Source organism: Trueperella abortisuis (genome assembly GCF_030811095.1).
GTDB lineage: Bacteria > Actinomycetota > Actinomycetes > Actinomycetales > Actinomycetaceae > Trueperella > Trueperella abortisuis.
Map to the genome: position 1 here is coordinate 1,131,023 of NZ_JAUSQL010000001.1, position 25,553 is coordinate 1,156,575.

Genomic DNA, 25,553 nt, shown 5'->3' on the forward strand with positions numbered 1-25,553 from the left:
CGCTGTGGCCGCGGCACGCCGGCAAAAGGCGCCAAACTTAGCGAAAGACGGCCACCCCGGGCCCGTCGAAGCGCACCTTGCCGTCCGCGAGGTCGGGGGTGGACCACGCAAGCACGAGATCACCCGTGGGTGCGGGAAGCTCCCGCGGGCCAGCGGCAATGGAGAAGACGACCGTCGCCTGCCCCCGCCGCATCCACCCGGCATCGCCGGCGAGGTGGAACTCCGTGCGGGAGCGGTCGCCGGAGGCAAGATCGGGATCGGAGCGGCGCAACGCGATGAGGTCACGCACGAAGTTGAACATCCGGCAATGATCCGGCTCAGCGACCTCCGCCCAGTCCAGCTTGGAGTCGAGGAAAGCCGCCTCCGATTGCGGGTCCGGCATGGAAACCGGCTCGTCTCCATAGACGGAGGCAAGATCCCAGGTGGCGAACTCCGCTTCGCGGCCGTCCTTGATGAGGGGGCCGAGCTCGGCGCCGTGGTCAGTGAAGTAGTTAAACGGGTGCGACGTTCCCCATTCCTCGCCCATGAAGAGCATCGGCGTGTAGTGCGAGAGCAGGATGAGCGCGCGAGAGACGGCAAGCACGCAGGGGGAAAGCTTGCGCGAGGGGCGGTCAGAGATGAGACGGTTGCCCACCTGGTCGTGGTTTTCATCAAAGACGACGAAACGGTGACCGCTCATGCCATCCGGGATCGGTAAGCCGCGCGGCGCCGGGTCGAACTGGAGCTCCTGGCCCACCCTCACGAATCCGTGTTCGAAAGCTTGGCGCATCGTTTCGCGGCCCGTGTAATCGACGTAGTACGCGTTCGTTTCCCCGGTCAGCCACACGTGAAGGGCATGGTGAACGTCGTCGGCCCACTGCATGTCCATCCCGAACCCGCCCGCCGCGGTGGGGGTGACCATCGCCGGATCGTTAAGATCGGACTCGGCGATGAGCGTCAGGCGACGCCCTAGACTGCGGCCAAGCTGGGCCACCTCGTCGGAGAGCTGAGCGAGGAAGTGATAGCGAGAGTCGTCGCGCAGATGGGGGACGGCGTCGAGACGGAGCGCGTCGAAGTGGTAGTCGCGCAACCACTGCACGGCGTTGTCAATGAGGTATCGGCGCACGTGGGTCGCGCCGTCGCCGTCGAGGTTGAGCGCCTCGCCCCACGGCGTGTGGTGGCGGCTGGTGAAATACGGGCCGAACTGGGCCAGGTAGTTCCCGTCCGGGCCGAAGTGGTTGTAGACGACGTCAAGGCAGGCCGACATCCCGCGTGCGTGGATCGCATCCACGAGCGCCGCCAGGTCCTCCGGGCGCCCGTAGGGGTGGTGGATGGCGTAGATGGAGACCCCGTCGTAGCCCCAGCCGCGCTGTCCGGGCATGGGCGCGATCGGCATGAGTTCGACGACGTCGACGCCGAGGGTGCGCAGGTGGTCGAGCTTTCCGATCGCGGCGCGGAAGGTGCCCTCATCGGTGAAGGTGCCCACGTGTAGCTCATAGAAGACCTTGCCGGCTAGGTCCTCGCCGTGCCAGTCGGCGTCCGTCCACATAAACGAGGCCGGGTCGACCAGCTCGCTCGGACCGTGTGGGCCCTCGGGCTGACACATAGAACGCGGGTCGGGTAGGCCCATCCCGCCGTCGACCCGCAGATGGTAGCGCGTGCCGGCGGGCAACGTTTCGGGCAGGCCGAAGCGGCCATCACCCTGCCGCTCAAGGGTGATCTCGCGACCCTCGACGACGGCGGCGACGGACTCGGCCTCGGGTGCCCAGACGGCAATGCTAGGCATACATCTTCTCCAGGACGGCGGTGGGGAATCGGCCGAGGACCTCGCCCAGATCCTGCGTGCCGCCTTCGAGCTCGGCACCCGTCAGCACGTTGTGCCAGCTACCCTCGGGAAGAACCACGGTGTAGTCGCCGGTGAACTCGGGCACGTGACGCATCGCTACCGTGACGAGGATCGGCTCCTCCGCGCGGGTGCGGGCGAAGGCGAGAGCATAACCGGTGGAGACGGGCAGGGCCTGGTAGCCGCACTCCGCCGAGGCGAGTTCGGGCAGCTCGCGGCGCAGTCGCGCGAGCCGTGAAGTGATCCACAGCTTCTCCTGGTCGAGGTTTGGAGCGGAGGGCAGTCCGTCGCGATCGAGGCGGGCGAGCATCTTGGCCAGCCCCGCGAAGTCGACCGGGCGGCGGTTGTCCGGATCCACGAGCGAGGTCTGAGTGACCTCCTCGCCGTTGTAGGTGTCCGGCACTCCGATCCCCGTCATCTGGATCGCCTTCTGGCTCAGGATCATCGTTCGCACCGTCGGGCGGGTCAGCTCGTGAAAGTCGGCAAGCAAGGCGAGCACGTCCTCGTTGGCCATGATCGCGTCCACGTACTCGAGCAGGCCCTGCTCGGCGGCTTCGTTTTGCTCGGTCCACGTCGTCCACGACTTTTGCTCGCGGGCCGCCTTGAGCAGGTACGCGTCGAGTCGCTTTGCCTCAATTGGCCCCTCGTCCCAGGTGCCGATCAGCGTCTGCCACACCAGGTTCTCGATTTGCCCGTCGAGGTCAGCTGGGCGCTCGCCCGCCACGAGATCCCGGGCCTGGGTGAGGGTGGAGACCCATTCTTGGGCGTACTGCGAAATTGGCGCGATGCGTGCGCGCACGTCCTCGCACCGCTTCGTGTCGTGCGTAGACAGGGTCGACATCGTCACCGGCCACGTGAGGAACGTGCGCATCTGGAAATCGTGGAACTGGTCCGGTGTCGTCGTGAAGTGGTTCGGCCCGCCGCCCACCTCGTTTGCGCTGGTGAGCACGGTGTAGCGGTAGAAGGTCGTGTCCTCAACGCCCTTGGCCATGACGGCCCCGCACGCCTGCTGGAAACGTACGATCACCTCGTTGCGACGCGCCTCGTGGGTGCGTCCGGCTGAGCCGATCTCGTTGCCGAGCAAAATGTCGACGACGACGTCGAGGCTCTCCTGCCGATCCGGGTCCAGGTTGCGGGCGGCGCGCTCGGCAGCTGCACGCAGGACCCGCTCGTCCTCGGGATCGGGGCGCTCGCCCGGAACCACGTAGGCGCGGTAGCGATCCATATGGATGACGAGCTCGACCACGACGTCGCGCAGCGAGCGGAAGGTATGGTCGCGCAGCCGCACATCAGAATGACAAATGTCGGCCAGCAGGCTGGCCAGGCGGTCGACCTCGGCAAACAGCGAGGTCTCCACGATCTGCCGCTTGGCCTTGACCTCCACCGTGGACACGGAATCCGTAGATCCCGACATCTCGCCATAGAGCTGGGTCAGCGCGGAGAGCCCCTCCGGGTCCGTGAAGAGCCCTTGGAGGCGCGCGAGCGTGTCGTAGCCCGTGGTACCAGCAGCCGGCCAGTCGGTGGGCAACGTCTCCTCGCCCTCCAGGATCTTCTCCGCAACCGACCAGGCCCCGCCCGACGCGGCATGCAGATTTCGGAAGTAGCCGCGCGGGTCGGCGAGCCCGTCGGGGTGATCGATGCGGAAGGCGTCGATGAAGCCCTCCTCGAAAAGGCGCAACAAGAGCGCGTGGGACTGGCGGAAGACCGCCTCGTCCTCCACGCGGATCGCGGCGAGCGTGTCCACGTCGAAGAATCGCCGGTAGTTAATCTCCTCGTTGGCCACCCGCCAGTGCGCCAGACGGTAATACTGGGCGTCGAGCAGCTCCACGAGTGGCAGCGCCTCCGTGCCCCGCCGGACCGGGAAAACGTGGTCAAAGTAGCGCACCACCTTCGTCGGCCCATCCTCCTCGAAGCCGGGCACCACCATCTCCTCCACCGTGATCTCGCCTGCGGCGAGCACCTGGCCGATGCGGTTGCCCAGCACCGGCATGAGCAGCCCATCCCCGGAGTCGGAGAGCGCGATGTCGAACCACGCGCGGTAGGGGGAATTCTCCCCGTCGCGCAATGCCGACCACAGCGCCCTGTTGTGATACAGCGGCGTGGGAACGGCCATATGGTTGGGGACGATGTCGACGATAAGGTGCATCCCGGCGTCGTGAATCGCCTTCGAGACGCTACGGAAGGCCTCGATGCCTCCGAGGTCGGCGGAGATGCGTTCGTGATCGACGACGTCGTAGCCGTGCATCGACCCGGGCGCCGCCTGAAGAATGGGGGAGAAGAACACGTCGGTGACCCCGAGGCTGGACAGGTAGGGCACGACGGTCTCCACCGCAGCGAAATCGAAATCAGGACTGACCTGGATGCGGTAGGTCGTCACCGGCTGGCGGCGGCCTTCGGATGGGACATGAGAATGGTGTCGGACGACTTCTTCGGCAGTCATAAAACTCCTCCGTGGCGAACTACCAGTATAGGCCAGCCCCCGAAACAGCCTCAACGGCTGACGGGGGCTGGCTGCGACCTACTTGTGTGGAGCCGATATGTGCTCGCGAACGGCCCAATCAGATACCGTTCCCACGGCCGGGGCGGTCTCCGCGCTGGCGGCGTTGAGTGCCGTGCGCAGGTCGCCGTCCATGAGCCCGTGCTCGGTGTTGCAGCAGCGCATGAGGATCGTAATCGAGCGCGATGTCACCGTGAAGGTGTCCCCGCCGCCGTAACCGCTGCCACGATCGCGTTCCGGGTCCGTGCACAGGATCACGTTCCACACCGCATCGGTGTCGGTGCTGGGGATCGTGAAGTCGAGATCCTCCTCTGAGGCGTTGTAGGCCAGCAGGAAGTCGTCGTCGATCACGCGCTCGCCGCGGGCATTCGGCTCCGCGATGCGTTCGCCGTTGAGATAAACCATGACCGAGCGCGCGAACCAGGTGTCCCAGTCCTCGTCCTCCATCACCTCACCGTTGTTGGCAAACCACATGATGTCCCCGCGTTCGGACTCGCCGCCGCGGCCGGCGTCGCCCATGAAGAATCGACGACGCCGAAACACCGGGTGGTCATGGCGTAGCTTGATCACCTGTTGAACGAAGGCATGCATGTCGAGCTGAGCCTCATCCAGGTCCCAGTTCACCCACGACAGCTCGTTGTCCTGGCAGTACGTGTTGTTGTTGCCCTGCTGGGTGCGGCACAGCTCGTCGCCATGCGAGATCATCGGCACGCCCTGGGAGGTGAGCAGCGTGGTGAAGAAGTTCTTCATCTGCCGGGCGCGCAACTTGTTGATCTGAGGGTCATCCGTGGGGCCTTCGGCGCCCATGTTCCACGACTTGTTGTTCGACGATCCGTCGGCTCCGCCTTCGCCGTTGGCCTCGTTGTGCTTCTCGTTGTAGGACACGAGGTCGGTCAGCGTGAAGCCGTCGTGTGCGGTGATGAAGTTGATCGAGGCGAACGGGCGGCGTCCGGAGTGCTCATACAGGTCGGAAGATCCCGTCAAGCGTGAGGCGAACTCGGAAAGAACCGAGGGCTCGCCACGCCAAAAATCGCGCATCGTGTCGCGGTAGTCGCCGTTCCACTCCGTCCACAGCGGTGGGAATTCGCCGACGTTGTAGCCGCCCTCGCCCACGTCCCACGGTTCGGCAATGAGCTTGACCTGGGAGATGATCGGGTCCTGCTGGATGATGTCGAAGAAGGCCGACAGTTTATCGACCGCGTGTAGCTCGCGCGCCAGGGTGGAGGCCAGGTCGAAGCGGAATCCGTCCACGTGCATGTCCACCACCCAATAGCGCAGCGAGTCCATGATGAGCTGCAGCGAGTGCGGGGAGGACATGTTCAGCGAGTTGCCCGTGCCCGTGGTGTCGAAGTAGTGGGCGAGATCGCCGTCGACGAGCCGGTAGTAGGCGCGGTTGTCGATGCCGCGGAAGGAGAGAGTGGGACCCATGTGGTTACCCTCGGCCGTGTGGTTGTAAACCACGTCGAGGATCACCTCGATGTCGGCGTCGTGGTAAGCCTTGACCATCGCCTTGAACTCCTCCACCTGGGAGCCCATCCCACCCGAGGAAGAGTAGGTGTTCTGCGGTGCGAAGAAGCCGATCGTGTTGTATCCCCAGTAGTTGGACAGGCCCTTGTCTTGAAGGGAAGTGTCGTTAACAAACTGGTGAACCGGCATGAGTTCGACGGCCGTGATCCCCAATTCCTTGAGGTAGCGAACCATCGCGGGGTGGGCCATACCCATGTAGGTGCCACGGAGGTCTTCCGGGATGTCCGGGTGGAGCGCCGTCATGCCCTTCAGGTGGGCCTCGTAAATGACGGTGTTGTGGTATTCGTGCTTGGGTGGACGGTCGTGGCCCCAGTCGAAGAAGGGGTTGACGACGACGGAAAGCATCGTGTGGCCGAGCGAGTCCACCCCGGCAAGCTTGCCCGGATCGTTGAAATCGTAGGAGAAGTTGGCCTGGTGGTTGGCCACCTGGCCCTCGATCGCCTTTGCGTAAGGATCAAGGAGGATCTTGGACGGGTCGCAACGGTGGCCGTTGTCTGGCTCGTAGGGGCCATGGACGCGAAATCCGTAAAGCTGACCCGGCCGTACCCCCGGCAGGTAGCAGTGCCAGACGTGGGCGTCGACTTCGCGCAACTCGACGCGCGACTCACCTCCCGCCTCGTCGATCAGGCTAAGTTCGATCTTGTCTGCCACGGAGGAGAAGATCGCAAAGTTAGTGCCGGTGCCGTCGAAGGTGGCGCCGAGCGGATACGGTTTTCCTGGCCAAATTTCCATACCTTTAGAATCTCATGTCTGGGAGAAATTTTGGTAATAATGCGCCAGAGCGCGGAAAACTCCGGCATCTCTTAGCGTGTCGCAAGGAAACCGTGTATGGCGCAAAAGGGGCATGCCGGGCGTCGCCGGCAAGTGACAGGAGTGGGCGGCGGCAAACGGAGACGCCTATGCGGCACGCGGCCAGAAGGTGTGTAAAGCAGGGGATGTGCGGCACGCGGCCGCGAGAAAGAAATGGTGGGCGATACTGGGATCGAACCAGTGACCCCTTCCGTGTGAAGGAAGTGCGCTACCGCTGCGCTAATCGCCCAAAGATCAGGTGATCTCTGCTCAAAGACAGTAGCCGACGAAGGCGGGACGAAGCAAACGCAATGGGCGTAGTGCACGTCACGTTATCCTGATTAGACACCGGTCGGCGATTGTGGCTATATTAATCAGGCAGTCAGCGAGACGGGAACCGTCGAGTTGATATGCGGATGTAGCTCAGCTGGTAGAGCACCACCTTGCCAAGGTGGGGGTCGCGGGTTCGAATCCCGTCATCCGCTCGAAGGCCAAGTAATGTAGAGTTACTTAACCACTTGGTGGGTTGGCCGAGAGGCGAGGCAGCGGCCTGCAAAGCCGTATACACGGGTTCGAATCCCGTACCCACCTCTCGTATGGGCGATTGGCGCAGATGGTTAGCGCGCTTCCTCGACACGGAAGAGGTCGCTGGTTCGAATCCAGTATCGCCCACCAGATCCCCGGAACTCCGGGGATTTTTCATGCCCGCAGGCTATGGGCGTAGGCGGGGGCTTATAGGACGTCCTCTTCTGGCTTGTCCGTTCGACGGAACGCGCTCATGGCCAGTAGTGCCGATACGGTGAATAGCATGATGACGACGACAATGCGGACGTCGATCGCGGCGCCGGCGGCGCGGGTGATGCCGGTGGCGGCAAGAATGAGTGCGAGTGAGCCGAAGATGGCTGTGCTGATACGCATGTTAGTTTCCTTCTTTCGCGGGTAGGGAGCCGACGAGCACGGTCCCGTAGGAGTAGGTGATCTTGATGGTGGTGGCATCTTCGGGGTTAGCGACGGCGGCGGGGGAGAAGATACGGAGGGTCTTGCCTTCGTTGACAGGCAGAGACGCCCACCACCTCCCGTCGGAATACTGGACAGTGGGATTGGCGGGTTCTTGCCACCTTTTGCCGTCGACCTCCACTTCCCAGGCCTGCCACCCGTTGAGGTTTGCGTAAGAGGTGCCGTAGGATCCCTCGCGCCGGGTGACCTCGATGATGACGGGGTCTGATTCCCTAAAGGTGTAGGGGTTGTCCGCATGAATGAAGGTGTCGACGGAGTAGGTGTGCGGCGTGGCGGTGTCAGTCTTGAAGGTGGCGCCCGCGACCGAGAAAAACGAAGGGCCATCGTAGGCGCGGGACGACGCAAGGACGAGCTTGGGCGAGGTGATCATGTGGGTGGGCATGATGAGTGCCAGAGCGAGCATTGCCGCGGTGGGCAAACCGAGTAGCCAGGTGAGGGCGGTGAGCCACGTGGCCCGCAAGCCCCGCACGCCGGCATACATGACCCCGACGGCGACGACGGCGAGCCCCACGCTCAGTGCCATCAGGACGGCGGCGAACCGGCCGGGCACGGCAATGAGCGCGATGGCGGTGGCAACGAGCGCGGTGGCGAGGATGAGCGAAATCGCCCGCCCGCTCAGTGCCGGCTTCTTGACTTTGGGTGCCTTGGTGGGCCGTGGAGCGGAGAACTCGGGTGCCGATTTGAGGGCCGCTTCGGCATCGGGATCGAATTCGTATTGCGCTGTGGTGTACGGGGTTGGACCGTGCTGTGCCGTGTGGTACGACGCCGTCTCGTCCTGTGTCGTCGCGTACTGGACCGTGTCGTATGGCGCCGTCGCATGAGTGGCGCCCTCGCCTTGGGTTGCGCTGAACGGTGCGGGTTGACTGTACGCTGGCCCTGGCTGAGCGGCGCCGTAGCCGGCGGGGCCGGGGCGCGCCGGCCCGTATGGGGGCTGCGTGGAGCGACCTCGCCAGAACACCCAGAACACCCCGGCGAGGAGGACCAGCCCGACCACCGGGAGCGTTGCTGGTGTCCGATGGGCGATGAAATTTCCCCAGATCGCGACGAACGGCATGAACATCACCGCGCCGACCAGGATAAGGATCACGGAGGCGGCGAAGGCCGCGTCGGGGCTGCGAAGCGCGCCGTCGGCCACGATGTCCTCGGTGTCGTAATCGGGCAGGAGGAGCCAGCCAAGCCCGTACAGGAGGAAGCCGAGGCCGCCGAATGGGACAAGCACGATGAGGCCCATGCGGACCAAGATGGGGGAGATACCCCAGCGATGGGCGAGGCCGGCGCAGACGCCACCGGCGAGCCTGTCGGGCGTGCGCCGCAGGGGCTGGGAACGAAGGGAATCGAAAAGGTCCATGGCCTCATTCTTCGCTATCCGCACGCCCAAAGCGTCCCTGAACACCCCTGAATAAACCCTGATTCCTCCCTGAAAAGCCCTGAATTGTCCGCCGCATGGTTGGGTTTGGGTCTCCGGGGTGAGACGATCGAGGCATGGATGCGGATTATGCAGATCTTCGGGCGCCGTGGGCGAGGCAACGCCTGCCCCTCGAGCGTCGTGAGCCAAGCCGGCTTGCCGGAGTGTGTCAGGGGCTGGCCGGTCACCTCGGCGGGCCCGTACGCGCGTGGCGCTGGGCCTTCGCTCTCCTATCCTGGACGATCGTTCCGGTCGTGGTCTACGTGGTGCTCGCGTTGGCATTGCCTCGAGCGGGCGTCGACACCAGCCGACGCAGGCTGATCAAGCCGCTCACCCCCGGACGGGACTCTCGGCCCGCTACCTCCGTCGCCCTCGGGGCGATAGGCCTCGTCATCCTCCTAGTGGTTGCGGGTTACTTCCCGCTCGCGCGCTGGGCGCTCCCCATCGCCTTAGTCCTCGCCGGCGGCGCGATCGCGTGGTCCGTCCAAGGCAGGTGGTCCAACGTCGCGCTCGCCGGCGGGCTCGTGCTCGCCACGCTAGGCGCCGTCGTCGTGGTCGGTAACGTCGTCGCCGACGCCGACATCGCGACCGCGTTCGCCACCGGGCTCGCCGCGCTCGCCGGCGGCGGCTTCGTGCTCTACCCCTCCCAGATGCGATCGCGCGTGCGGGCACAGGAGCAGAACGCCCAGCTCATTCGGGAGGAGACCCGAGCCGACATCGCCGCGCACCTGCACGACTCCGTCCTCCAGACGCTCGCCCTCATCCGCTCTCGCGCCGAGGACGCCGACGCCGTCCGTCTCCTCGCCCGCCAACAGGAGGCAGAGTTGCGCGACTACCTTTACTCGGACCGCCGTGACGAGACCTCGGTGGCCACCGTCCTGACCCGTCGCTCCCGCGATGTGGAGGCGACGTACGGCGCCCAGATCGACGTCGTCATCACCGGCGACACCGAGGTCACCGCGCGAACCCAGGCGCTCATTGACGCGGCGGGGGAGGCGCTGACAAACGCCTGCAAGCACGGCGGTAGCCCGATTTCGGTATACGCAGAGCTCGGCGAGCGCGCCGACGTCTGGGTGCGCGACCGCGGGGAGGGCTTCGATGTGGATAGCATTGGTGAGGATCGGCGAGGAGTGCGTGACTCGATCTACGGACGAATGGAGCGCGTGGGCGGGCACGCGAGCGTGCGCTCGCCACTGCCCACGGGAGGAACCGAGGTTCACCTCGGGGTCGGCGAGGAGGAAGAATGAAAGTCATTGTGGTCGACGATCATGCCCTGGTCCGAGCGGGCATCATCGCCCAGATCGACGGGCACGAGGTCGAAGTGGTGGGACAGGCCGCGAGCGTGGAGGAGGCGATCGATGTCATCCGAGCCGTAGACTGCGACGTCGTCCTTCTCGATGTCCATCTGCCCGGCGGGGCGGGCGGGGGAGGCGCCGAGGTCATCCGTGCCTTCGCCGGAAAGAACGGACCGCGATTCCTCGCGCTGTCGGTGTCGGACGCGGCGGAGGATGTCGTCTCCGTGGTGCGTTCGGGGGCGCGTGGTTACGTCACCAAGTCGATCAATCGCGACGAGCTCATCGAGGCGCTCGAGCGGGTGGTGGCCGGCGACGCCGCCTTCTCACCCAAGCTTGCCGGCTTCGTTCTTGACGCCTTCGGCACGTCCCGTAGCGCCGTGGCCGAACGCGACGAGGAGCTCGACCGGCTCTCAGCCCGCGAGCAGGACGTCATGCGTCTGATTGCCCGTGGCTACACCTACAAGGAGACAGCCTCGGAACTGTTCATCTCGGTCAAGACGGTCGAGACGCACGTGTCGGCCTGCCTTCGCAAACTCCAGCTGTCCAATCGCAAGGAGCTCTCGCGGTGGGCGGCGGCCCGGGGGATCTAGCGGGGGAACCTGGGCGCTGCGGGCGTCAGCAGGCTCGGGCCTGTCAGGAACGGGGCATCGGAACGAGCGGTGTTGCGGTTCTTAACACTCGATGACGTTGACGCCCACGTGGACCGCCAGGCCGCCGAGCGCCGTCTCCTTATACTTGGCCTGCATGTCCTTGCCCGTCTCTCGCATGGTGGCGATGACGGAGTCGAGGGAGACCATGTGGGAGCCGTCCCCGCGCAGGGCGGTGCGGGCGGCGGCCACGGCCTTGATCGCGGCGATCGCGTTGCGCTCGATGCAGGGGATCTGCACGAGGCCACCCACGGGATCGCAGGTGAGACCCAGGTTGTGTTCCATGGCGATTTCGGCGGCGTTCTCCACCTGGCGCGGGTTGCCGCCCAGCACGGCGGCAAGGCCGGCTGCCGCCATCGAGCATGCGGAGCCCACTTCGCCCTGGCAGCCGACCTCGGCGCCGGATATGGAGGCGGTGGTCTTGAAGATCATCCCGATGGCGCCGGCGGTGAGGAGGAAGGTTTCCACGGCGTCGGCGTCGAGACCGATGAAGTCGCGGCAGTAGTGCATGACGGCGGGGATGATCCCGGCGGCGCCGTTGGTCGGTGCGGTGACGACGCGGCCGCCCCCGGCGTTTTCCTCGTTGACGGCGAGTGCGTAGAGCCCGATCCAGTCCATGGCCCGCAGCGGGTCTGCCGCGTCGGATTCGGCGAGGAGGGCGGCGTGCAGCTTTGGGGCGCGGCGCAGCACTTGCAGTCCGCCGGGAAGAACTCCGCCGTGGTCGAGGCCCGCAGTGACGCAGCTTTGCATCACCTCCCAGATAGCGGCGAGTCCGCTGGAGATCTCTTCGCCCGTGTGGAGGGCCTCCTCGTTGGCGCGTGCCACGTCGGCGATCGACATGCCGGTGAGCTGACAGATGAGGAGGAGCTCGTCGGCGGTGCGGAAAGCGTGGGGAAGGTCGGCGGTGGGCGCGATCCCCATGTCGGCGTCCTCCTCGCACACCACGAAGCCGCCGCCCACGGAGTAATAGGTGCGCTCGAGGATAAGCTCCTCACCGTTGAATGCGGACATCGTCATGGCGTTGGGGTGCCCGGGAAGCTCGGTATGGCCCAGGAGTTCGATGTCTGTAGCCGGATCGAAGCAGATGGTGATCTGCCCGGCGGCCGTGGCGAGCGGGAGGCGGCGCTCGGCGCGGACCCGCCCCACGGCGTCGGCGACGCGTTCGGGCCGTACGCGCGCCGGCTCGAAACCCATGAGGCCGAGGATGACGGCCTTGTCGGTGCCGTGACCGATGCCGGTGGCGCCGAGCGAGCCGTACAAGCGAACCCGGACTCGGCTGACCGAGCCGGGCAGGTGGCCGGCGAACATGTGGGCGGCCGTCATCGGCCCGGAGGTGTGTGAGGAGGAGGGACCGATCCCGATTTTGAACAGGTCAAACACGCTTAAGCTCATGGGACGATAGTAGTCGTATGTAGGGCTTCACATGAAGGCGAGAAAAGGGAGGTTGGCGGGGCGGGGTATGATGGCGACGTGCGTACCTTGTATGTGCGTACCAGATGTGAGAGGAGCCACTGTGCCCAACCTAGTGATTGACGGAGACTCGCTGCAGATCAGCGAGTCCGTGAGCGGAATTGACCACTTCAAGGCCAACAAGGAGATCGTCGCCCTTCGGGTGAACGGCGAGCTGAAGGATCTGGCCACGGATCTGGCCACGTTACCCGACGGCGCCACGGTCGAGGGGGTTACGATCCACGAGCAGGACGGGCTCAACATCCTTCGCCACTCCGCCACCCACGTCCTCGCCCAGGCGGTCCAGAACAAGTTTCCGTCAGTCAACCTCGGCATTGGCCCGTTCATCACGGACGGCTTCTACTACGACTTCGGCAACATCCCGGCCGTCACCCCCGAACTGCTCAAGGAGCTGGAGAAGGACATGGCCCGGATCGTCAAGGAGGGTCAGCGTTTCGTGCGCCGCCCGGTGAGCGACGACGACGCCGCGGCCGAGCTTTCCGATCAGCCCTACAAGCTCGAGCTCATCACCCTCAAGGGTGGCTCGGACGCCGACAACGACCAGGCCGCCGAGGGTGCGTCCGTCGAGGTTGGTGGGGGAGAGCTGACGATGTATGACAACGTCAACCGGCGCGGCGAGGTGGTCTGGACGGACCTGTGCCGTGGCCCCCACCTGCCCACCACGAAGCTGATCGGAAACGGCTTCTCGCTCACCCGCTCCTCGGCTGCTTACTGGCGGGGAGACCAGGCCAACGATTCCCTCCAGCGCATCTATGGAACGGCCTGGCCGAGCAAGGACGAACTCGTGGCCTACAAGACCCGGATCGAGGAGGCGCAAAAGCGCGACCACCGCAAGCTCGGCACCGAGCTGGACCTGTTCTCCTTCCCGGATGAGATCGGCTCGGGCCTGGCGGTTTTCCATCCCAAGGGTGGCATCATCCGGATGGTGATGGAGGAGTATTCGCGTAAGCGCCATTTGGAGGCGGGCTACTCGTTCGTCAACACCCCGCACATCACCAAGGGCAACCTTTTCCAGATTTCGGGCCATCTCGACTTCTACCGAGATGGTATGTACCCGCCGATGCACATGGACGAGGTGGTCGACGCCGAGGGCAATGTGGTCAAGGAAGGCCAGGATTACTACCTCAAGCCGATGAACTGCCCGATGCACAACCTTATCTTCCGCTCTCGCGGACGCTCCTACCGCGAGCTACCGCTACGCCTGTTTGAGTTTGGCACGGTCTACCGCAACGAGGCGTCCGGCGTCGTCCACGGTCTGACCCGCGCCCGTGGATTCACCCAGGATGACGCCCACATCTACTGCACCCGCGATCAGATGAAGGAGGAGCTGACCACGCTTCTCGACTTCGTCCTGTCGTTGCTCAAGGACTACGGCCTGGACGACTTCTACCTCGAGCTGTCAACCAAGAACCCGAAGAAGTACGTGGGGGAGGACGACGTGTGGGAGGAATCCACCCGCGTGCTAGAGGAGGTGGCCACCGCCTCGGGGCTTCAGCTCGTTCCGGATCCGGAGGGTGCTGCCTTCTACGGGCCGAAGATTTCGGTCCAGGCGAAGGACGCGTTGGGGCGCACCTGGCAGATGTCTACCATCCAGCTCGACTTCAACCTGCCCGAGCGTTTCGAGCTCGAATACACGGCCTCCGACGGCTCACGCCAGCGCCCGGTGATGATCCACCGCGCGCTCTTCGGCTCCATCGAGCGCTTCTTCGGCGTGCTGACCGAGCATTACGGCGGAGCCTTCCCGGCGTGGCTTGCCCCGGTCCAGGTGCGTTGCGTGCCGGTGGCTGAGGCCTTCGACGACTACCTGTTCGATGTGGCGGACAAGTTGCGCTCGCGTGGCGTGCGCGTGGAGGTCGACACCTCCGACGACCGCTTCGGAAAGAAGATCCGCAACGCCTCGAAGGACAAGATCCCATTCACGCTCATCGCCGGCGGTGACGACGCGGCGGCGGGCGCGGTATCCTTCCGCATGCGCGATGGCTCGCAGGACAACGGCATCGCCGTCGACCAGGCGATTGAACGGATCTGCGCGGCTATCGACAGCCACGAGAACCAGTAGGGAGTAGCCATGCTTTCTCGCAGCGGCCGGCCGCTGGCGAAGGTCATCTTTGGTCCCATCGCCAAGGCTCTCGTCCGGATGGGGGTCGGTGCCAACGCCGTCACGATCGTGGGCGGGGTGGCATCCTCCGTCGCCGCGCTGGTGCTCTTCCCACTCAACCAGTTGCTGGTTGGTGCGCTGGTGGTAACCATCCTCGTCATCTTCGATAACTTGGACGGTCAGATGGCGCGCCTGACGGGTAAGACCACGAAGTTTGGCGCCTTCCTCGACTCGACGATGGACCGGTTTTCCGACGGCGCGATCTTCGCTTCGCTCGCGATGTGGGGTTACCTGCACGCGGACGAGGCCACGAAGGTCTGGGTGGTCTCCGGAGCCATCGCGGCCGCCATCGTCGGCGGAATCGTGCCCTACGCCCGGGCGCGCGCGGAGGGGGTGGGCTATTCGGCGTCGGTGGGCCTTGCCGAGCGAGCCGACCGCCTCGTCTTCGCCCTCATCCTCGTGCTTGCCACAGGGCTTGGCGCCACCCACTGGGTGATGGCCGTGGGCATGTGGGTGCTCGCTGTCCTCGCCCTGTTCACGGTGGGCCAGCGCGTCGTCTACGTCCACAAGCAGATGGCGCAGGCTGGTGACGCGTGAGTATCCTGGGCCTCTTCCGGGCCGCCTCGTGGCTGGTTGACGCGTTGCCCGAACCGGTGGGACGGGCGATCTTCCGGGCCGTCGGCGCGGTTACGGGCGCCTCCAACATGCACGGCGCGGTCCAGCTGCGTGCCAACCTGGATCGCATCGTGCCCGTGACGGGATCCTGGAGGGCGCGGCGGCGTAGCTCCAGGGCGATGCGCTCCTACATGGACTACTACTACGAGGTGTTCCGCCTCAGCTCGCTGACGCAAGAACAGATCGACGCGCGGGTCACATGCGAGAATGTCGATGCGCTAAGGGCACACCTGGAGTCGGGGCATTCGGCCTCGGCGGCGCTACTTCACATGAGCAACTGGGACCTCGCCGGGGCCTGGGCGACCAGGAACCTCGCACCCGTCCACTCGATCGCGGAAAAGCTCAACCCGCCCGAGTTGGCCGAGCACTTCCTCAGCTTCCGCCGCTCGATCGGGCTGACCATCTACCAAACCGGCGGCGGGGCGATCTCCCACCTCGAGCGCTCCATGCGCACAGAGCCGATCATCGTCACGCTGCTATGCGACCGGGACCTATCCGCCTCCGGCGTCCAGGTGAACCTCGCGGACAAGCCGGTTCGTGTGGCGGTGGGCGCGGCGCTGCTGGCCCAGCGCACGGGTGAACCGATGTGGCCGATCACGATCGTCAACGACGACTTCGGTCACGACGCCGAGCGCGTGCGCCGCGCCGGAACCCGCTACGGGATCCGGATCATCTTCGGCGAGCCAATTCGCGCCGGGGTCGGGCCGGAGGCGAGTGGAAAGGAGCGCGAGGCCGACATCGTGCGGATGAATCAAGACTGGCTCGACCAGGCCTGGCCGTTACTCGCCACCCATGTTGCCGATTGGCATATGCTCCAAAAGGTATTCGTCGAGGACCTGGACCCGGCGCGGCTGGCCAGGTTTAAGGAACCCACATGAAGATCGGAATTGCCTGCGGTTACTCGTGGGACGTGCACGGCGGCGTGCAGTACCACATCCGCGACCTCGCCCAGGAGTTGATATCGCGCGGGCACGAGGTGTCCGTCATCGCCCCGGCCGAAAAGACGCCGGCTGAGGACTTCGTCTACCCCGTCGGTGCGGCGATCCCGGTGCACTACAACGGCTCGGTCGCGCGCCTCAGCTTTGGCCCGCGCGTCAACCGTGAGGTACGAAAGTGGCTCAAGCAGGGCAACTTCGACGTCCTCCATGTTCACGAACCCTTCACGCCGTCGGTGTCGATGCTCGCCCTCATGAGCGCCGAGTGCCCGGTGGTCTCCACCTTCCACACTGCGATGGATCACTCGCGAATGCTGACCCTCGCATCCCCCTTCCTCGTGCCGATCCTTGACAAGATTCAGGCACGCATCGCCGTCTCCGAGGAGGCCCGGCGCACGGCCGTCCAGCACCTTGGCGGGGACGCCTGGGTCATCCCCAACGGCGTGTTCGTCTCGGACCTGCAGATCGACGCCCCCGATCCGCGATTCACCGGCACGCCCGAGGCGCCCACGCTTGCCTTCCTGGGGCGCCTCGACGAGCCGCGCAAGGGCCTGCCCGTCGTCGCCGCGGCGTTCGGCCAGATTCGCGCGGCGCACCCGGGGGTGCGGCTACTGGTGGCGGGCAAGGGTGATACGCAGGAGGCATCGCGCATGTTCGGAGCGAACGCCGACGCCGTCGAGTTCCTCGGACCCGTCTCCGATCGTGACAAGGCGCTCCTGCTCGGCAGCGCCGACGCCTACATCGCACCGAACACGGGCGGGGAGTCGTTCGGCATCATCCTCGTGGAGGCGATGAGCGCGGGGGCGTTCATCGTCGCCTCCGACATCCCGGCTTTTCGCGCCGTGCTCTCCGACGGGGAGTTCGGCGTGCACTTTAGCAACGAGGATCCGCAGGACCTCGCCCGCGTGGTCAACGCCGCCCTCGATGATCGCCCCATGCGCGTCAGAATCTCCGCCCTCGCTTCTGAGGCGGCATGGCGCTATGACTGGGGGACGGTCGCCTCCCATATTCTCTCGGTTTACGAGACGGCGATTCGCACCGCCAGGATCGAGGTGGACGAATGACGTGGAAAATCGCACTGCTCGTCGTCGTCGGCGTCCTGCTCGTGATCTGCATCGCGGCAACGTTGCTTGCCCGCTCGCTCGACCGTCTTCACAAGAACGTCATGAAGTCGCGTGTCGCCCTCGAGCGCGCGCTGGTGGATAGGGCACGAGCCGCCCTGCGGGTGGCTCGCTGCGGGGTGCTGGACGTGGCGAGCTCAATCGTTGTTGCTGATCTCGCCACCGCGGCGATCGAGGCCTCGGCCTACCCGATCGTCGACGACGGGCTGGACGCCATCGTCATCGAGGACGACGGGCGCACGCTCAGCCGCGGTGCGGGCGAACCGCCGGACCGCCTCACGCTCGAATCGGAGCTGAGCCGGGCGCTGCGCCACTCGGTTGATCAGCTGGAGGCGACATCGCCAGAGCTGGAAGACCTGCAACGCGCGCGCGTCGCGGTGCAAATGACACGTCGCTTCCATAACAATCACGTCTCCCAGGCGCGCCGCGTGCGGCGCAACTGGCTGGTGCGCCTCCTGCACCTGCACGGGCGGGCGCCCGAGCCGCAGATGGTCAACCTTGACGATCGGCTCGACCGTGAGTGAGCGGCCAGCGGAGACCGTGAACGAATGGCCCCTTGACGCGGACGGCTTCCCACATCGCCGGGCGGGTCGCTGCGTCGTGTTCAACACGCGCGGTCAGATCCTGATGATCCTCGGCCACGACGTCGACCGCGCCGACTACCGGTGGTGGTTCACGCCCGGAGGCGGCCTGCTGCAGGGCGAGAGTGCAGCCGAGGGCGCGGCTCGTGAGCTCGCCGAGGAGACGGGACTTCACGTGGATCCCGGGCGGCTGGTCGGGCCGGTCCTCGATCGGCGTTCGACGTTCCGCTTCTATTTCTCCACCCGTAAGCAGGACGAGCTCTTCTTCCTCCTCCACGTGAGCGAGGAGGAAGAGGTGCGGATCGATTCGCGCGCGGGCGCCCGGCTGACGGATGTGGAGAAGGAAGTACTGGACGACATGCGCTGGTGGGACCTCGACGAGCTCGCCGCCACGGAAGCGGGCGGCGTTTTGGTTTTCCCGGTCGGCCTCGTCGCGATGGCCCGTCGGTGGCGCGCGGGGTGGGACGGTGAACTTATCAGCGCCGTTGAGGAATGACGTGGTGGGCGTTGTACAATGACGCCTGTACTTGAGTCGAAAGGAAAAAGACGTGTCAGGACACTCCAAGTGGGCAACCACGAAGCATAAGAAGGCTGCGATCGATGCCAAGCGCGGCAAGTTGTTCGCACGCCTCGTTAAGAACATCGAAGTGGCGGCGCGCAACGGCGGCGGAGACCCCGACGGAAATCCCACCCTTTTTGATGCCATTCAGAAGGCCAAGAAGAATTCCGTTCCGGCTGACAACATCAACCGCGCCGTTAAGCGTGGCTCGGGCGAGGGCGGGGAGTCTGTCAACTACGAGTCGATCACGTACGAGTGCTACGGCCCGGGCGGCGTCGCGATGCTCCTCGAGTGCCTCACCGATAACCGCAACCGCGCGGCCTCGGATGTGCGCGTGGCGGTGACCCGCAACGGTGGCACGCTCGCTGACCCCGGTTCGGTGGCCTACATGTTCGCCCGCAAGGGCGTGGTGGAGGTTCCGGTTGAGGGTAACGACGAGGACGAGCTACTCATGGCTGTCCTCGAGGCGGGCGCGGAAGAGATCACCGACGCCGGCGAGGTCTTCGAGATCCTCTCCGAGCCCAATGATGTGGTCGAGGTGCGTAAGGCGCTGCAGGCCGCCGGTGTTGACTACAACTCGGCCGAGGTCCAGTTCGTGCCCTCCATGAAGGTGGCCGTGGATCTTGAGACGGCGCGCAAGGTGATGAAGCTTATCGACGCGGTTGACGACCTGGACGATATCCAGAACGTCTACTCCAACGTCGACATCCCGGCCGAGATCGCGGCGCAACTGGAGGAAGAGGACTAGAGGTGCGCGTCCTGGGCGTGGACCCCGGCATGACGCGCTGCGGCATCGGGGTGGTCGACGCGCGGGGGCGGCAGGTCGCTATCGTCGCCGTCGACGTCGCCCGCACGAAGCCGGAGATGGCACCCCATCAGCGCCTGCTCATTATCTCGAACGCCATCGAGGAGGCGATTCGGCTCTACCGGCCGGACGTTGTGGCGATCGAACGGGTTTTCGCCCAGGAAAACGTGCGCTCCGTAACGGGCACCGCCCAGGTGGCTGGCATCGCGATGCTGGCGGCCGCCAAGGCCGCCCTGCCGCTGGGGATGCACACGCCCTCCGAGGTCAAGGCAGCGGTGACGGGCAACGGCCGGGCAGAGAAGGCCCAGGTCCAGCTCATGGTTCAACGCATTCTTCGCCTTCAGGCCCCGCCGCGCCCCAAGGACGCCGCGGACGCCCTCGCGGTGGCGATCTGCCACGCCTGGCGCGGGGGAGCGGAACACATCGTGGATCGTTCCCAACACGGGGGCGCGGGGATGTTGCCGCGAGCCGAGGGAAACGACCTCACCCCGGCGCAGAAGCTTTGGGCAAACGCCGAGCGAGTCTCGCGCCGCCACGGTGCTGTCGAGCCCAAGTAGCGCCAGCGATCGCCACCCGGCCGCGGCGAAGGGGGCGCCGGGGACGCGGGTGCGTGCCGGCGCGGTCGACATCGCCGATCGCGAGCGGATATAATCAAACAGGTGTTCGAATGGGAGGGCTCATGATTGTATCTCTGCGCGGTCCTGTCCTACGCGTGACGGCGACTGCGGCCGTCATCGAGGCAGGCGGCGTCGGCTACCTGTTCTCTGCCACGCCGGATACGCTGGCCAAGCTCCGGGAGGGGCAGGAGGCTTTCGTCCACATCGCCATGGTGACATCGCGCGAGGGAGAGCAGGCCCTGTTCGGATTTCACGACGACGACGCGCGGGCCACCTTCGACGTGCTCCGGTCCGTCACGGGGATCGGCCCCCGTTCGGCGCTGACCATTGTGGCGACGCTTCCGCCTGACGAGCTCCGCCGCGCCATCGAAACCAAGGATGAGGCCGCCCTCGTGCGGATTCCCGGGGTGGGCAAGAAGTCGGCCCAGCGGATGGTGCTCGAGTTGGCCGGCAAGCTCGGTCCTGCCGTCGGCGGGGAGCCGGCGTCGGCGTCGGCGTCGTCGTCGGCTGACGACGTCATTGCGGCGCTAGTTGGTATGGGCTGGAAGGAACGCGACGCGGCGAGCGCGCTTGCCGAGGCGATGAAGACCACGCCGTCGGGCACGCTGGCCCAGCTGTTGCGCGCATCCTTGCAGGTCTTGGGGCAACGGAGGTAGCGGTGAACGAGTACACGGATCCGGACGCGAGCGACATCGAGCGCGCCCAAGAGGCTGCGTTGCGCCCGAAGGTCCTCGAGGAGTTCGTGGGCCAGGAAACGGTGCGCGACCAGCTTTCGCTCGTGCTCGAGGCGGCCGTCCAACGCAACAGGGCGGCCGATCACGTTCTGCTCGCTGGGCCGCCCGGCCTAGGTAAGACGACGCTCGCGATGATCATCGCCGCCGAGGTCAACGGCGCCTTGCGGCTGACCTCCGGACCGGCGATCCAACACGCGGGAGATCTCGCCGCGGTGCTGTCCTCGCTTAACGAGGGAGATGTGCTCTTCATCGACGAGATCCACCGCCTCGCGCGCACGGCCGAGGAGATGCTGTACCTGGCGATGGAGGACTTCCGCGTCGACGTCATGATCGGAAAGGGGCCGGGGGCCACGTCGATCCCGTTGCCGCTGCCGCCGTTCACGGTGGTCGGCGCCACCACGCGCTCGGGCCTGTTGCCCGCCCCGCTGCGTGACCGTTTCGGATTCACGGCGCACCTGGACTTCTACTCCGTCCCCGAGCTGGCCCTGATCGTGGAGCGCAACGCGCGCAAACTCGCCGTCGAGCTGACCCCCGAGGCCGCCCACGAGATCGCCTCCCGCTCACGGGGCACGCCGCGCATTGCCAACCGGCTCCTGAGGCGCGTGCAGGACTGGGCGCAGGTGCGCGGCAGCGGCGTGCTCGATCTGGATGCGGCGCGCTCCGCCCTGGAGGTCTTCGAGGTGGACAAGAAGGGGCTCGACCGCCTGGACCGCGCCGTGCTCGACGTGCTGTGCGTGCGCTTCCGCGGCCAGCCCGTCGGGCTGTCGACGCTTGCCGTGTCGGTGGGCGAGGAGCCGGAGACAGTCGAGACGGTGGCAGAACCCTATCTCGTGCGCCAGGGCTTCATGATCCGCACCCCGCGCGGGCGGCAGGCCACCTCGCTCGCGTTCCAACATCTGGGGCTCGCCGCGCCCGAAGACACGCTCTTTTCGTGACTCGCTCCACGGGTGGACAGCGTCGCCCCATAGGCCGAAAGTGGGTAGACTTGTACGGTTGTCACAAAGCAACGTGCTTTGGTTGATTGGAGATGAGATGCCCGCTGTCCCCGTTGAGTTGATTATTCTCACGGTCTTTATGGTCGGTTTGTTTTGGCTGATGAGCCGTGGTGCGAAGAAGGCGCAGAAAGCTCAGGTTGCCAAGCGCGAGGAGGCCCTCGTGGTGGGGAACAACGTCATGACGCAGTCCGGCTTCTTTGGCCGCATTGTCGACATCGACGGCGACGCCGTCACGCTCGAATCTCCCTCCGGGGATGAGACGGTGTGGCTGCGAACTGCGATCATGGGCCAGATGGACATCCCGCTCGGCCAGAGCGAGGAGGATGAGACGGGCGACGTGGAGGAGTTCCTTCAGTCCCGGCAGGCCGACGGCGACCTTCCGGACCAGAACGCGCAGGCCCCTCTCTCTGACGATCCCAGCACTGATAAGTAAAGACGAGGCTCAAAGGAACTAACGTGTCTTCAAGCCACCTGGAGGACCCGACGCCAAAACCGTGGCGTCGCCTGACCGTCCTCTTCATCCTTATTGTCGCCCTACTAGGCTCCCTCATCGTTGGCAGCCTGCGCGGCGACAAGACCAGGTTCACCCCCGATCTTGCACTCGATCTTGAGGGCGGAACCCAGATCATTTTGACCCCGGTGACCACCGACGGCTCGGAGGTGACCTCCTCCGATATTCGCGAGGCGATCAACGTGATCCGCCAGCGCGTGGACGCTACCGGCGTGTCCGAGGCGGAGATCACCGCCCAGGGCGGATCGAACATTATCGTGGCCCTGCCGGGAACGCCGTCGCAGGAGACGCTCGATCTTGTGCGCACGTCGGCCGTCTTGCGCATGCGCCCTGTGCTGTCGATCCTCGACCCGTCGCCGCTGAATGCCCAGGCCGTGGTTTCGGCGCTCGGGGACAAGGCCGGCGATCTCGACCCTGCCACGATGGACGACGCCGCGCTGGACGAAGCGATCCGGAAGCTCGCCGATGCCGATGGCAACGGCGAGCTGTCCAGTGAACCAGCCCAGACGCCGGAGAACCCCTCGGACACGAACTGGATCACCGAGGAGACCATGTACGAGGCCTACACCCTCGACTGCAAGGTTCCTGACTCGCGCCCGGCAGAAAAGACTGATAGCCCGGAGACCGCGATCGTCGCCTGTGACCCGGACACGATGACGAAGTACATCCTTGGCCCCTCGGAGCTGGACGGCACTCAGCTCGATTCGGCCTCATCTTCTCCGGCCACGAACCAGCAGGGCCAGCCCACAGGTGGCTGGGCCGTCAACATGTCCTTCGACTCTGAGGGTGGCAAGATCTTCGGTGATGTCACCACCCGCCTATCCACGCTGAAGGAGCCGCGTAACTCTTTCGCCTCCGTCCTCGACGGGCGCGTCATTTCCTCGGCCCGCGTGTCCTATCCGATCACGGGCGGCCAGGCGCAGATCACTGGCAAGTTCACGGCGGACGAGGCCTCGGCGCTGGCCAACCAGCTCAAGTTTGGCTCCCTGCCGCTGCAGTTTAACGTCCAATCCGAGGAGCAGATCTCCGCAACTCTCGGATCGGAGCAGCTCAATTCGGGCCTCATCGCCGGCCTGGTCGGCCTGATCCTGATCATCATCTACATGATCTGGCAGTACCACGCCCTCGGCGTCGTGGCGATCGGCTCGATCCTCATGTCGACGGGCCTGTCCTACCTCATCATTAGCCTCCTCTCCTGGACGATGGGCTACCGCCTGTCGATGGCGGGTGTGCTCGGTATCATCATCTCGATCGGTGTGACGGCGGATTCGTTTATCGTCTACTTCGAGCGTATACGTGACGAGATCCGCGACGGCCGCTCGGTGCGCAGTGCGGTTCAGCACGGCTGGAACCGCGCTCAGCGGACGATCATCATCTCCGACATCGTCAACCTCACCGCCTCAGTGGTGCTCTACCTCCTGACGGTCGGCTCGGTGCGCGGCTTCGCCTTCACGCTCGGCGTGACCACGGTGCTCGATCTCGTGGTCGTCATGATGTTCACCTACCCGCTCATGACCCTCATCGCGCGCACGAAGTTCTTCGGAGAGGGCAAGCGGGGCTCGGGTATGGACACAGAGAAGCTCGAGTCCACCCCGCGCTACCGCGGGCGCTCGATCCCGGTGCGCAAGGAGCGTAGCAAGCCGAAGAGTGCGCTGGTGGCTGCGGACGGCGCCGTCATCCACGACTACGAGATGCCCGACGCCCGCTTTACCGACGGCGAGTCGCTTGCCAAGCAGCGCGCCCGCCAGAGGCGAGAAGAGCGCCAGAAGAAGGAAGGAGACCAGTAATGTCGATGTACTCCTTTGGTAACGGCCTGTACACGGGCAAGCGTTCCTACAACATCGTGGGCCGGCGCAAGCTGTGGTTCACCATCGCGATCACGGCCGTACTCATTTCGCTGGCTTCCTTCGCGATCCGTTCCCCGAACCTCGCCATCGAGTTCCGCGGTGGTTCGCAGTTCACCGTCTCCGGGACGGCCACCCTCGAGCACAAGCCGGCCTACGACGTCGTCGCCAAGGCCACCACCTCCGTGCCGCGCGTGTCCGACGTCGGCCAGGAGGCTATCCGCGTTCAGACCGAATCGCTGGACGACACCAAGACCCAGGAGGTCCGGCGCGGCCTCGCCGAGGCCTACGACGTGCCCGAGGCGGACGTGACCTCCACGTACATTGGCCCCTCGTGGGGCCAGGACATCCTCTCGCAGGCGATCCGAGCCATGATCATCTTCATGGCGCTGATCTCGGTGGTCCTCATCATCTACTTCAAGTCATGGACGATCGCGGTGGGTGCTATCGGCGCCCTCCTGCACGATTTCGTGGTCACGCTCGGTATCTACTGGATTCTGGGCTTCGAGATCGCGCCCGCGACCATCATCGGACTGTTGACCATCATGGGTTACTCCCTATACGACACCGTGGTTGTCTTCGACAAGGTTCGCGAGAATACCGCCGATCTCGAACATCAGTCCCAGATGACGTACGCGGAGGAGGCCAACCTGGCCATCAACCAGACCCTCATCCGCTCGCTCAACACCTCGGTCACCGGGTGGCTACCCGTGCTGTCGGTTCTGCTTATCGGCGTGTGGTGGCTCGGCGCTGAGACGTTGCGTGACCTGGCGTTGGTCATGCTCGTGGGCATGGTGCTCTCGGCGGCGTCCTCGGTGTTCGTGGCCGCTCCGCTCGCCGTGTGGCTGGCCGAACGCGACTCGAAGATCAAGGCGCACACCGCCCGCGTCCTCGCGCGCCGCGAGGAGCTCAGTGGCGAACCATCTGACGACACCAATGACCTCAATGAAAGTTCGGTCGCCGTGGCAACCGAACGGCTGGCTGGTGGCCACCGCGGCCAGCGCGCCCAGCCCAAGCGAAAGAAAAGGAATAAGCGATGAGCAACGAGGCTATCTTTCCTCAAGACTCTGTCGAACTCGTCAAGTCCCACGTGCGCGAGGTGGAGGATTTCCCGGCGCGTGGTGTGCTCTTCCGGGACATCACGCCATTGATCGCCGACGGCGAGGCCTTCGCCTCCCTGATCACGATCTTGGCGGACCGCTACCGCGGCAAGTGCGACGCCGTGGCCGGCCTCGAGTCGCGCGGCTTCATCCTAGGTGCCCCGCTCGCCCATGAGCTCGGCATCGGCATGCTGACGGTCCGTAAGGCCGGCCGGCTGCCCGGTCCCGTCGTCGGGGTCAACTACGACCTCGAGTATGGCTCGGCCCGCATGGAGCTGCAGCCTTTCACCGTCAAAGACGGCATGCGTGTGCTCGTGATCGACGACGTCCTTGCCACCGGCGGCACGGCGGGTGCGGCCTTCCACCTCATCGAGAAGGCGGGCGGCAAGCCTGCGGGCCTGTGCGTCCTGCTCGAGCTGGCCGACCTCGGCGGGCGCGAGTACCTGGCCGAGCGCTACGACTACCCGGTGGAATCGGTCATCCGTTACTAGCACTGTTCGTCCATGTGG

Annotated in this window: 22 protein-coding genes and 4 tRNA genes; 19 read left to right on the plus strand and 7 right to left on the minus strand. The window is 65.4% G+C overall.

Annotated features, from left to right (window positions below):
* Positions 1–37: 37 nt before the first annotated feature.
* From treZ to J2S45_RS05015, 4 genes are all read right to left on the minus strand, one after another.
* A complete protein-coding gene (gene treZ, locus J2S45_RS05000; RefSeq protein ID WP_307634728.1) occupies positions 38–1,765 on the minus strand; it encodes a malto-oligosyltrehalose trehalohydrolase in 1,728 nt (575 codons plus the stop codon).
* Positions 1,758–4,262: a malto-oligosyltrehalose synthase gene (treY, locus tag J2S45_RS05005; protein ID WP_307634729.1), complete on the minus strand. Its 2,505-nt coding sequence runs from the start codon at positions 4,260–4,262 to the stop codon at positions 1,758–1,760. The genes treZ and treY overlap by 8 nt, the downstream gene beginning before the upstream one ends.
* Before the next feature lie 78 nt (positions 4,263–4,340).
* On the minus strand, positions 4,341–6,578 hold the full coding sequence (glgX, locus tag J2S45_RS05010; protein ID WP_307634730.1) for a glycogen debranching protein GlgX: 2,238 nt from the start codon (positions 6,576–6,578) through the stop codon (positions 4,341–4,343).
* A 232-nt stretch (positions 6,579–6,810) separates the two neighbouring features.
* A tRNA-Val gene (locus J2S45_RS05015) sits at positions 6,811–6,885 on the minus strand.
* 162 nt (positions 6,886–7,047) lie between these two features.
* Between J2S45_RS05015 and J2S45_RS05020 the strand changes: the two genes are divergently transcribed.
* The 3 genes from J2S45_RS05020 (at position 7,048) to J2S45_RS05030 (ending at position 7,310) form a co-directional block, all read left to right on the plus strand.
* Positions 7,048–7,120: transfer RNA gene (locus J2S45_RS05020), tRNA-Gly, on the plus strand.
* A gap of 35 nt (positions 7,121–7,155) precedes the next feature.
* Positions 7,156–7,226: transfer RNA gene (locus J2S45_RS05025), tRNA-Cys, on the plus strand.
* Positions 7,227–7,233: 7 nt separating this feature from the next.
* Positions 7,234–7,310: transfer RNA gene (locus tag J2S45_RS05030), tRNA-Val, on the plus strand.
* A 57-nt stretch (positions 7,311–7,367) separates the two neighbouring features.
* On the opposite strand, the gene J2S45_RS05035 is transcribed toward J2S45_RS05030, so the two are convergent.
* Positions 7,368–7,553: a hypothetical protein gene (locus J2S45_RS05035; protein WP_270974472.1), complete on the minus strand. Its 186-nt coding sequence runs from the start codon at positions 7,551–7,553 to the stop codon at positions 7,368–7,370.
* Between the two features lies 1 nt (position 7,554).
* Positions 7,555–9,000: a PspC domain-containing protein gene (locus J2S45_RS05040; RefSeq protein WP_307634731.1), complete on the minus strand. Its 1,446-nt coding sequence runs from the start codon at positions 8,998–9,000 to the stop codon at positions 7,555–7,557.
* A 134-nt stretch (positions 9,001–9,134) separates the two neighbouring features.
* Between J2S45_RS05040 and J2S45_RS05045 the strand changes: the two genes are divergently transcribed.
* Entirely contained in the window at positions 9,135–10,304 is a 1,170-nt protein-coding gene (locus J2S45_RS05045) for a sensor histidine kinase (protein WP_296929576.1), read from the plus strand.
* Positions 10,301–10,942, plus strand: coding sequence for a response regulator (locus tag J2S45_RS05050; protein WP_270974477.1), 642 nt, complete (start codon positions 10,301–10,303; stop codon positions 10,940–10,942). Before J2S45_RS05045 ends, J2S45_RS05050 begins: the two co-directional genes overlap by 4 nt.
* 81 nt (positions 10,943–11,023) lie before the next feature.
* Here the strand turns inward: J2S45_RS05050 and J2S45_RS05055 are convergent, their stop codons facing one another.
* Complete coding sequence (locus J2S45_RS05055) at positions 11,024–12,391, minus strand: L-serine ammonia-lyase (protein ID WP_307634732.1); 1,368 nt, start codon at positions 12,389–12,391, stop codon at positions 11,024–11,026.
* Between the two features lie 121 nt (positions 12,392–12,512).
* On the opposite strand from J2S45_RS05055, the gene thrS reads away from it, so the two are divergent.
* From thrS to J2S45_RS05125, 14 genes are all read left to right on the plus strand, one after another.
* Positions 12,513–14,528 carry a threonine--tRNA ligase gene (thrS, locus tag J2S45_RS05060; RefSeq protein WP_270974482.1) on the plus strand — a complete coding sequence of 672 codons (2,016 nt, stop codon included), beginning with the start codon at positions 12,513–12,515 and terminating at the stop codon, positions 14,526–14,528.
* 9 nt (positions 14,529–14,537) lie between these two features.
* Positions 14,538–15,164, plus strand: coding sequence for a phosphatidylinositol phosphate synthase (gene pgsA / locus J2S45_RS05065; protein ID WP_307634733.1), 627 nt, complete (start codon positions 14,538–14,540; stop codon positions 15,162–15,164).
* Positions 15,161–16,120 (plus strand): phosphatidylinositol mannoside acyltransferase, encoded by a 960-nt coding sequence (locus J2S45_RS05070; RefSeq protein WP_270974485.1) that lies wholly within the window; start codon positions 15,161–15,163, stop codon positions 16,118–16,120. Before pgsA ends, J2S45_RS05070 begins: the two co-directional genes overlap by 4 nt.
* Positions 16,117–17,241, plus strand: coding sequence for a glycosyltransferase family 4 protein (locus tag J2S45_RS05075; RefSeq protein WP_307634734.1), 1,125 nt, complete (start codon positions 16,117–16,119; stop codon positions 17,239–17,241). Before J2S45_RS05070 ends, J2S45_RS05075 begins: the two co-directional genes overlap by 4 nt.
* The gene (locus J2S45_RS05080; protein WP_270974489.1) at positions 17,238–17,822 is read left to right on the plus strand and encodes a hypothetical protein; all 585 of its coding nucleotides are present in this window, start codon (positions 17,238–17,240) and stop codon (positions 17,820–17,822) included. The genes J2S45_RS05075 and J2S45_RS05080 overlap by 4 nt, the downstream gene beginning before the upstream one ends.
* A 16-nt stretch (positions 17,823–17,838) precedes the next feature.
* Positions 17,839–18,375, plus strand: coding sequence for an NUDIX hydrolase (locus tag J2S45_RS05085; RefSeq protein ID WP_307634735.1), 537 nt, complete (start codon positions 17,839–17,841; stop codon positions 18,373–18,375).
* Positions 18,376–18,427: 52 nt separating this feature from the next.
* A complete protein-coding gene (locus J2S45_RS05090) occupies positions 18,428–19,186 on the plus strand; it encodes a YebC/PmpR family DNA-binding transcriptional regulator (protein WP_270974492.1) in 759 nt (252 codons plus the stop codon).
* Between the two features lie 2 nt (positions 19,187–19,188).
* Positions 19,189–19,800, plus strand: a complete 612-nt coding sequence (gene ruvC, locus J2S45_RS05095) for a crossover junction endodeoxyribonuclease RuvC (protein WP_307634736.1) — start codon at positions 19,189–19,191, stop codon at positions 19,798–19,800.
* A gap of 122 nt (positions 19,801–19,922) precedes the next feature.
* A complete protein-coding gene (gene ruvA, locus J2S45_RS05100) occupies positions 19,923–20,516 on the plus strand; it encodes a Holliday junction branch migration protein RuvA (protein WP_307634737.1) in 594 nt (197 codons plus the stop codon).
* A gap of 2 nt (positions 20,517–20,518) precedes the next feature.
* A complete protein-coding gene (gene ruvB, locus J2S45_RS05105) occupies positions 20,519–21,529 on the plus strand; it encodes a Holliday junction branch migration DNA helicase RuvB (RefSeq protein ID WP_307634738.1) in 1,011 nt (336 codons plus the stop codon).
* Between the two features lie 97 nt (positions 21,530–21,626).
* On the plus strand, positions 21,627–22,022 hold the full coding sequence (gene yajC / locus J2S45_RS05110; RefSeq protein WP_307634739.1) for a preprotein translocase subunit YajC: 396 nt from the start codon (positions 21,627–21,629) through the stop codon (positions 22,020–22,022).
* A gap of 23 nt (positions 22,023–22,045) precedes the next feature.
* Positions 22,046–23,887: a protein translocase subunit SecD gene (secD, locus tag J2S45_RS05115; protein ID WP_307634740.1), complete on the plus strand. Its 1,842-nt coding sequence runs from the start codon at positions 22,046–22,048 to the stop codon at positions 23,885–23,887.
* Entirely contained in the window at positions 23,887–24,984 is a 1,098-nt protein-coding gene (gene secF, locus J2S45_RS05120) for a protein translocase subunit SecF (RefSeq protein ID WP_296929596.1), read from the plus strand. Before secD ends, secF begins: the two co-directional genes overlap by 1 nt.
* A complete protein-coding gene (locus J2S45_RS05125) occupies positions 24,981–25,535 on the plus strand; it encodes an adenine phosphoribosyltransferase (RefSeq protein ID WP_270974500.1) in 555 nt (184 codons plus the stop codon). Before secF ends, J2S45_RS05125 begins: the two co-directional genes overlap by 4 nt.
* Positions 25,536–25,553 lie beyond the last annotated feature (18 nt).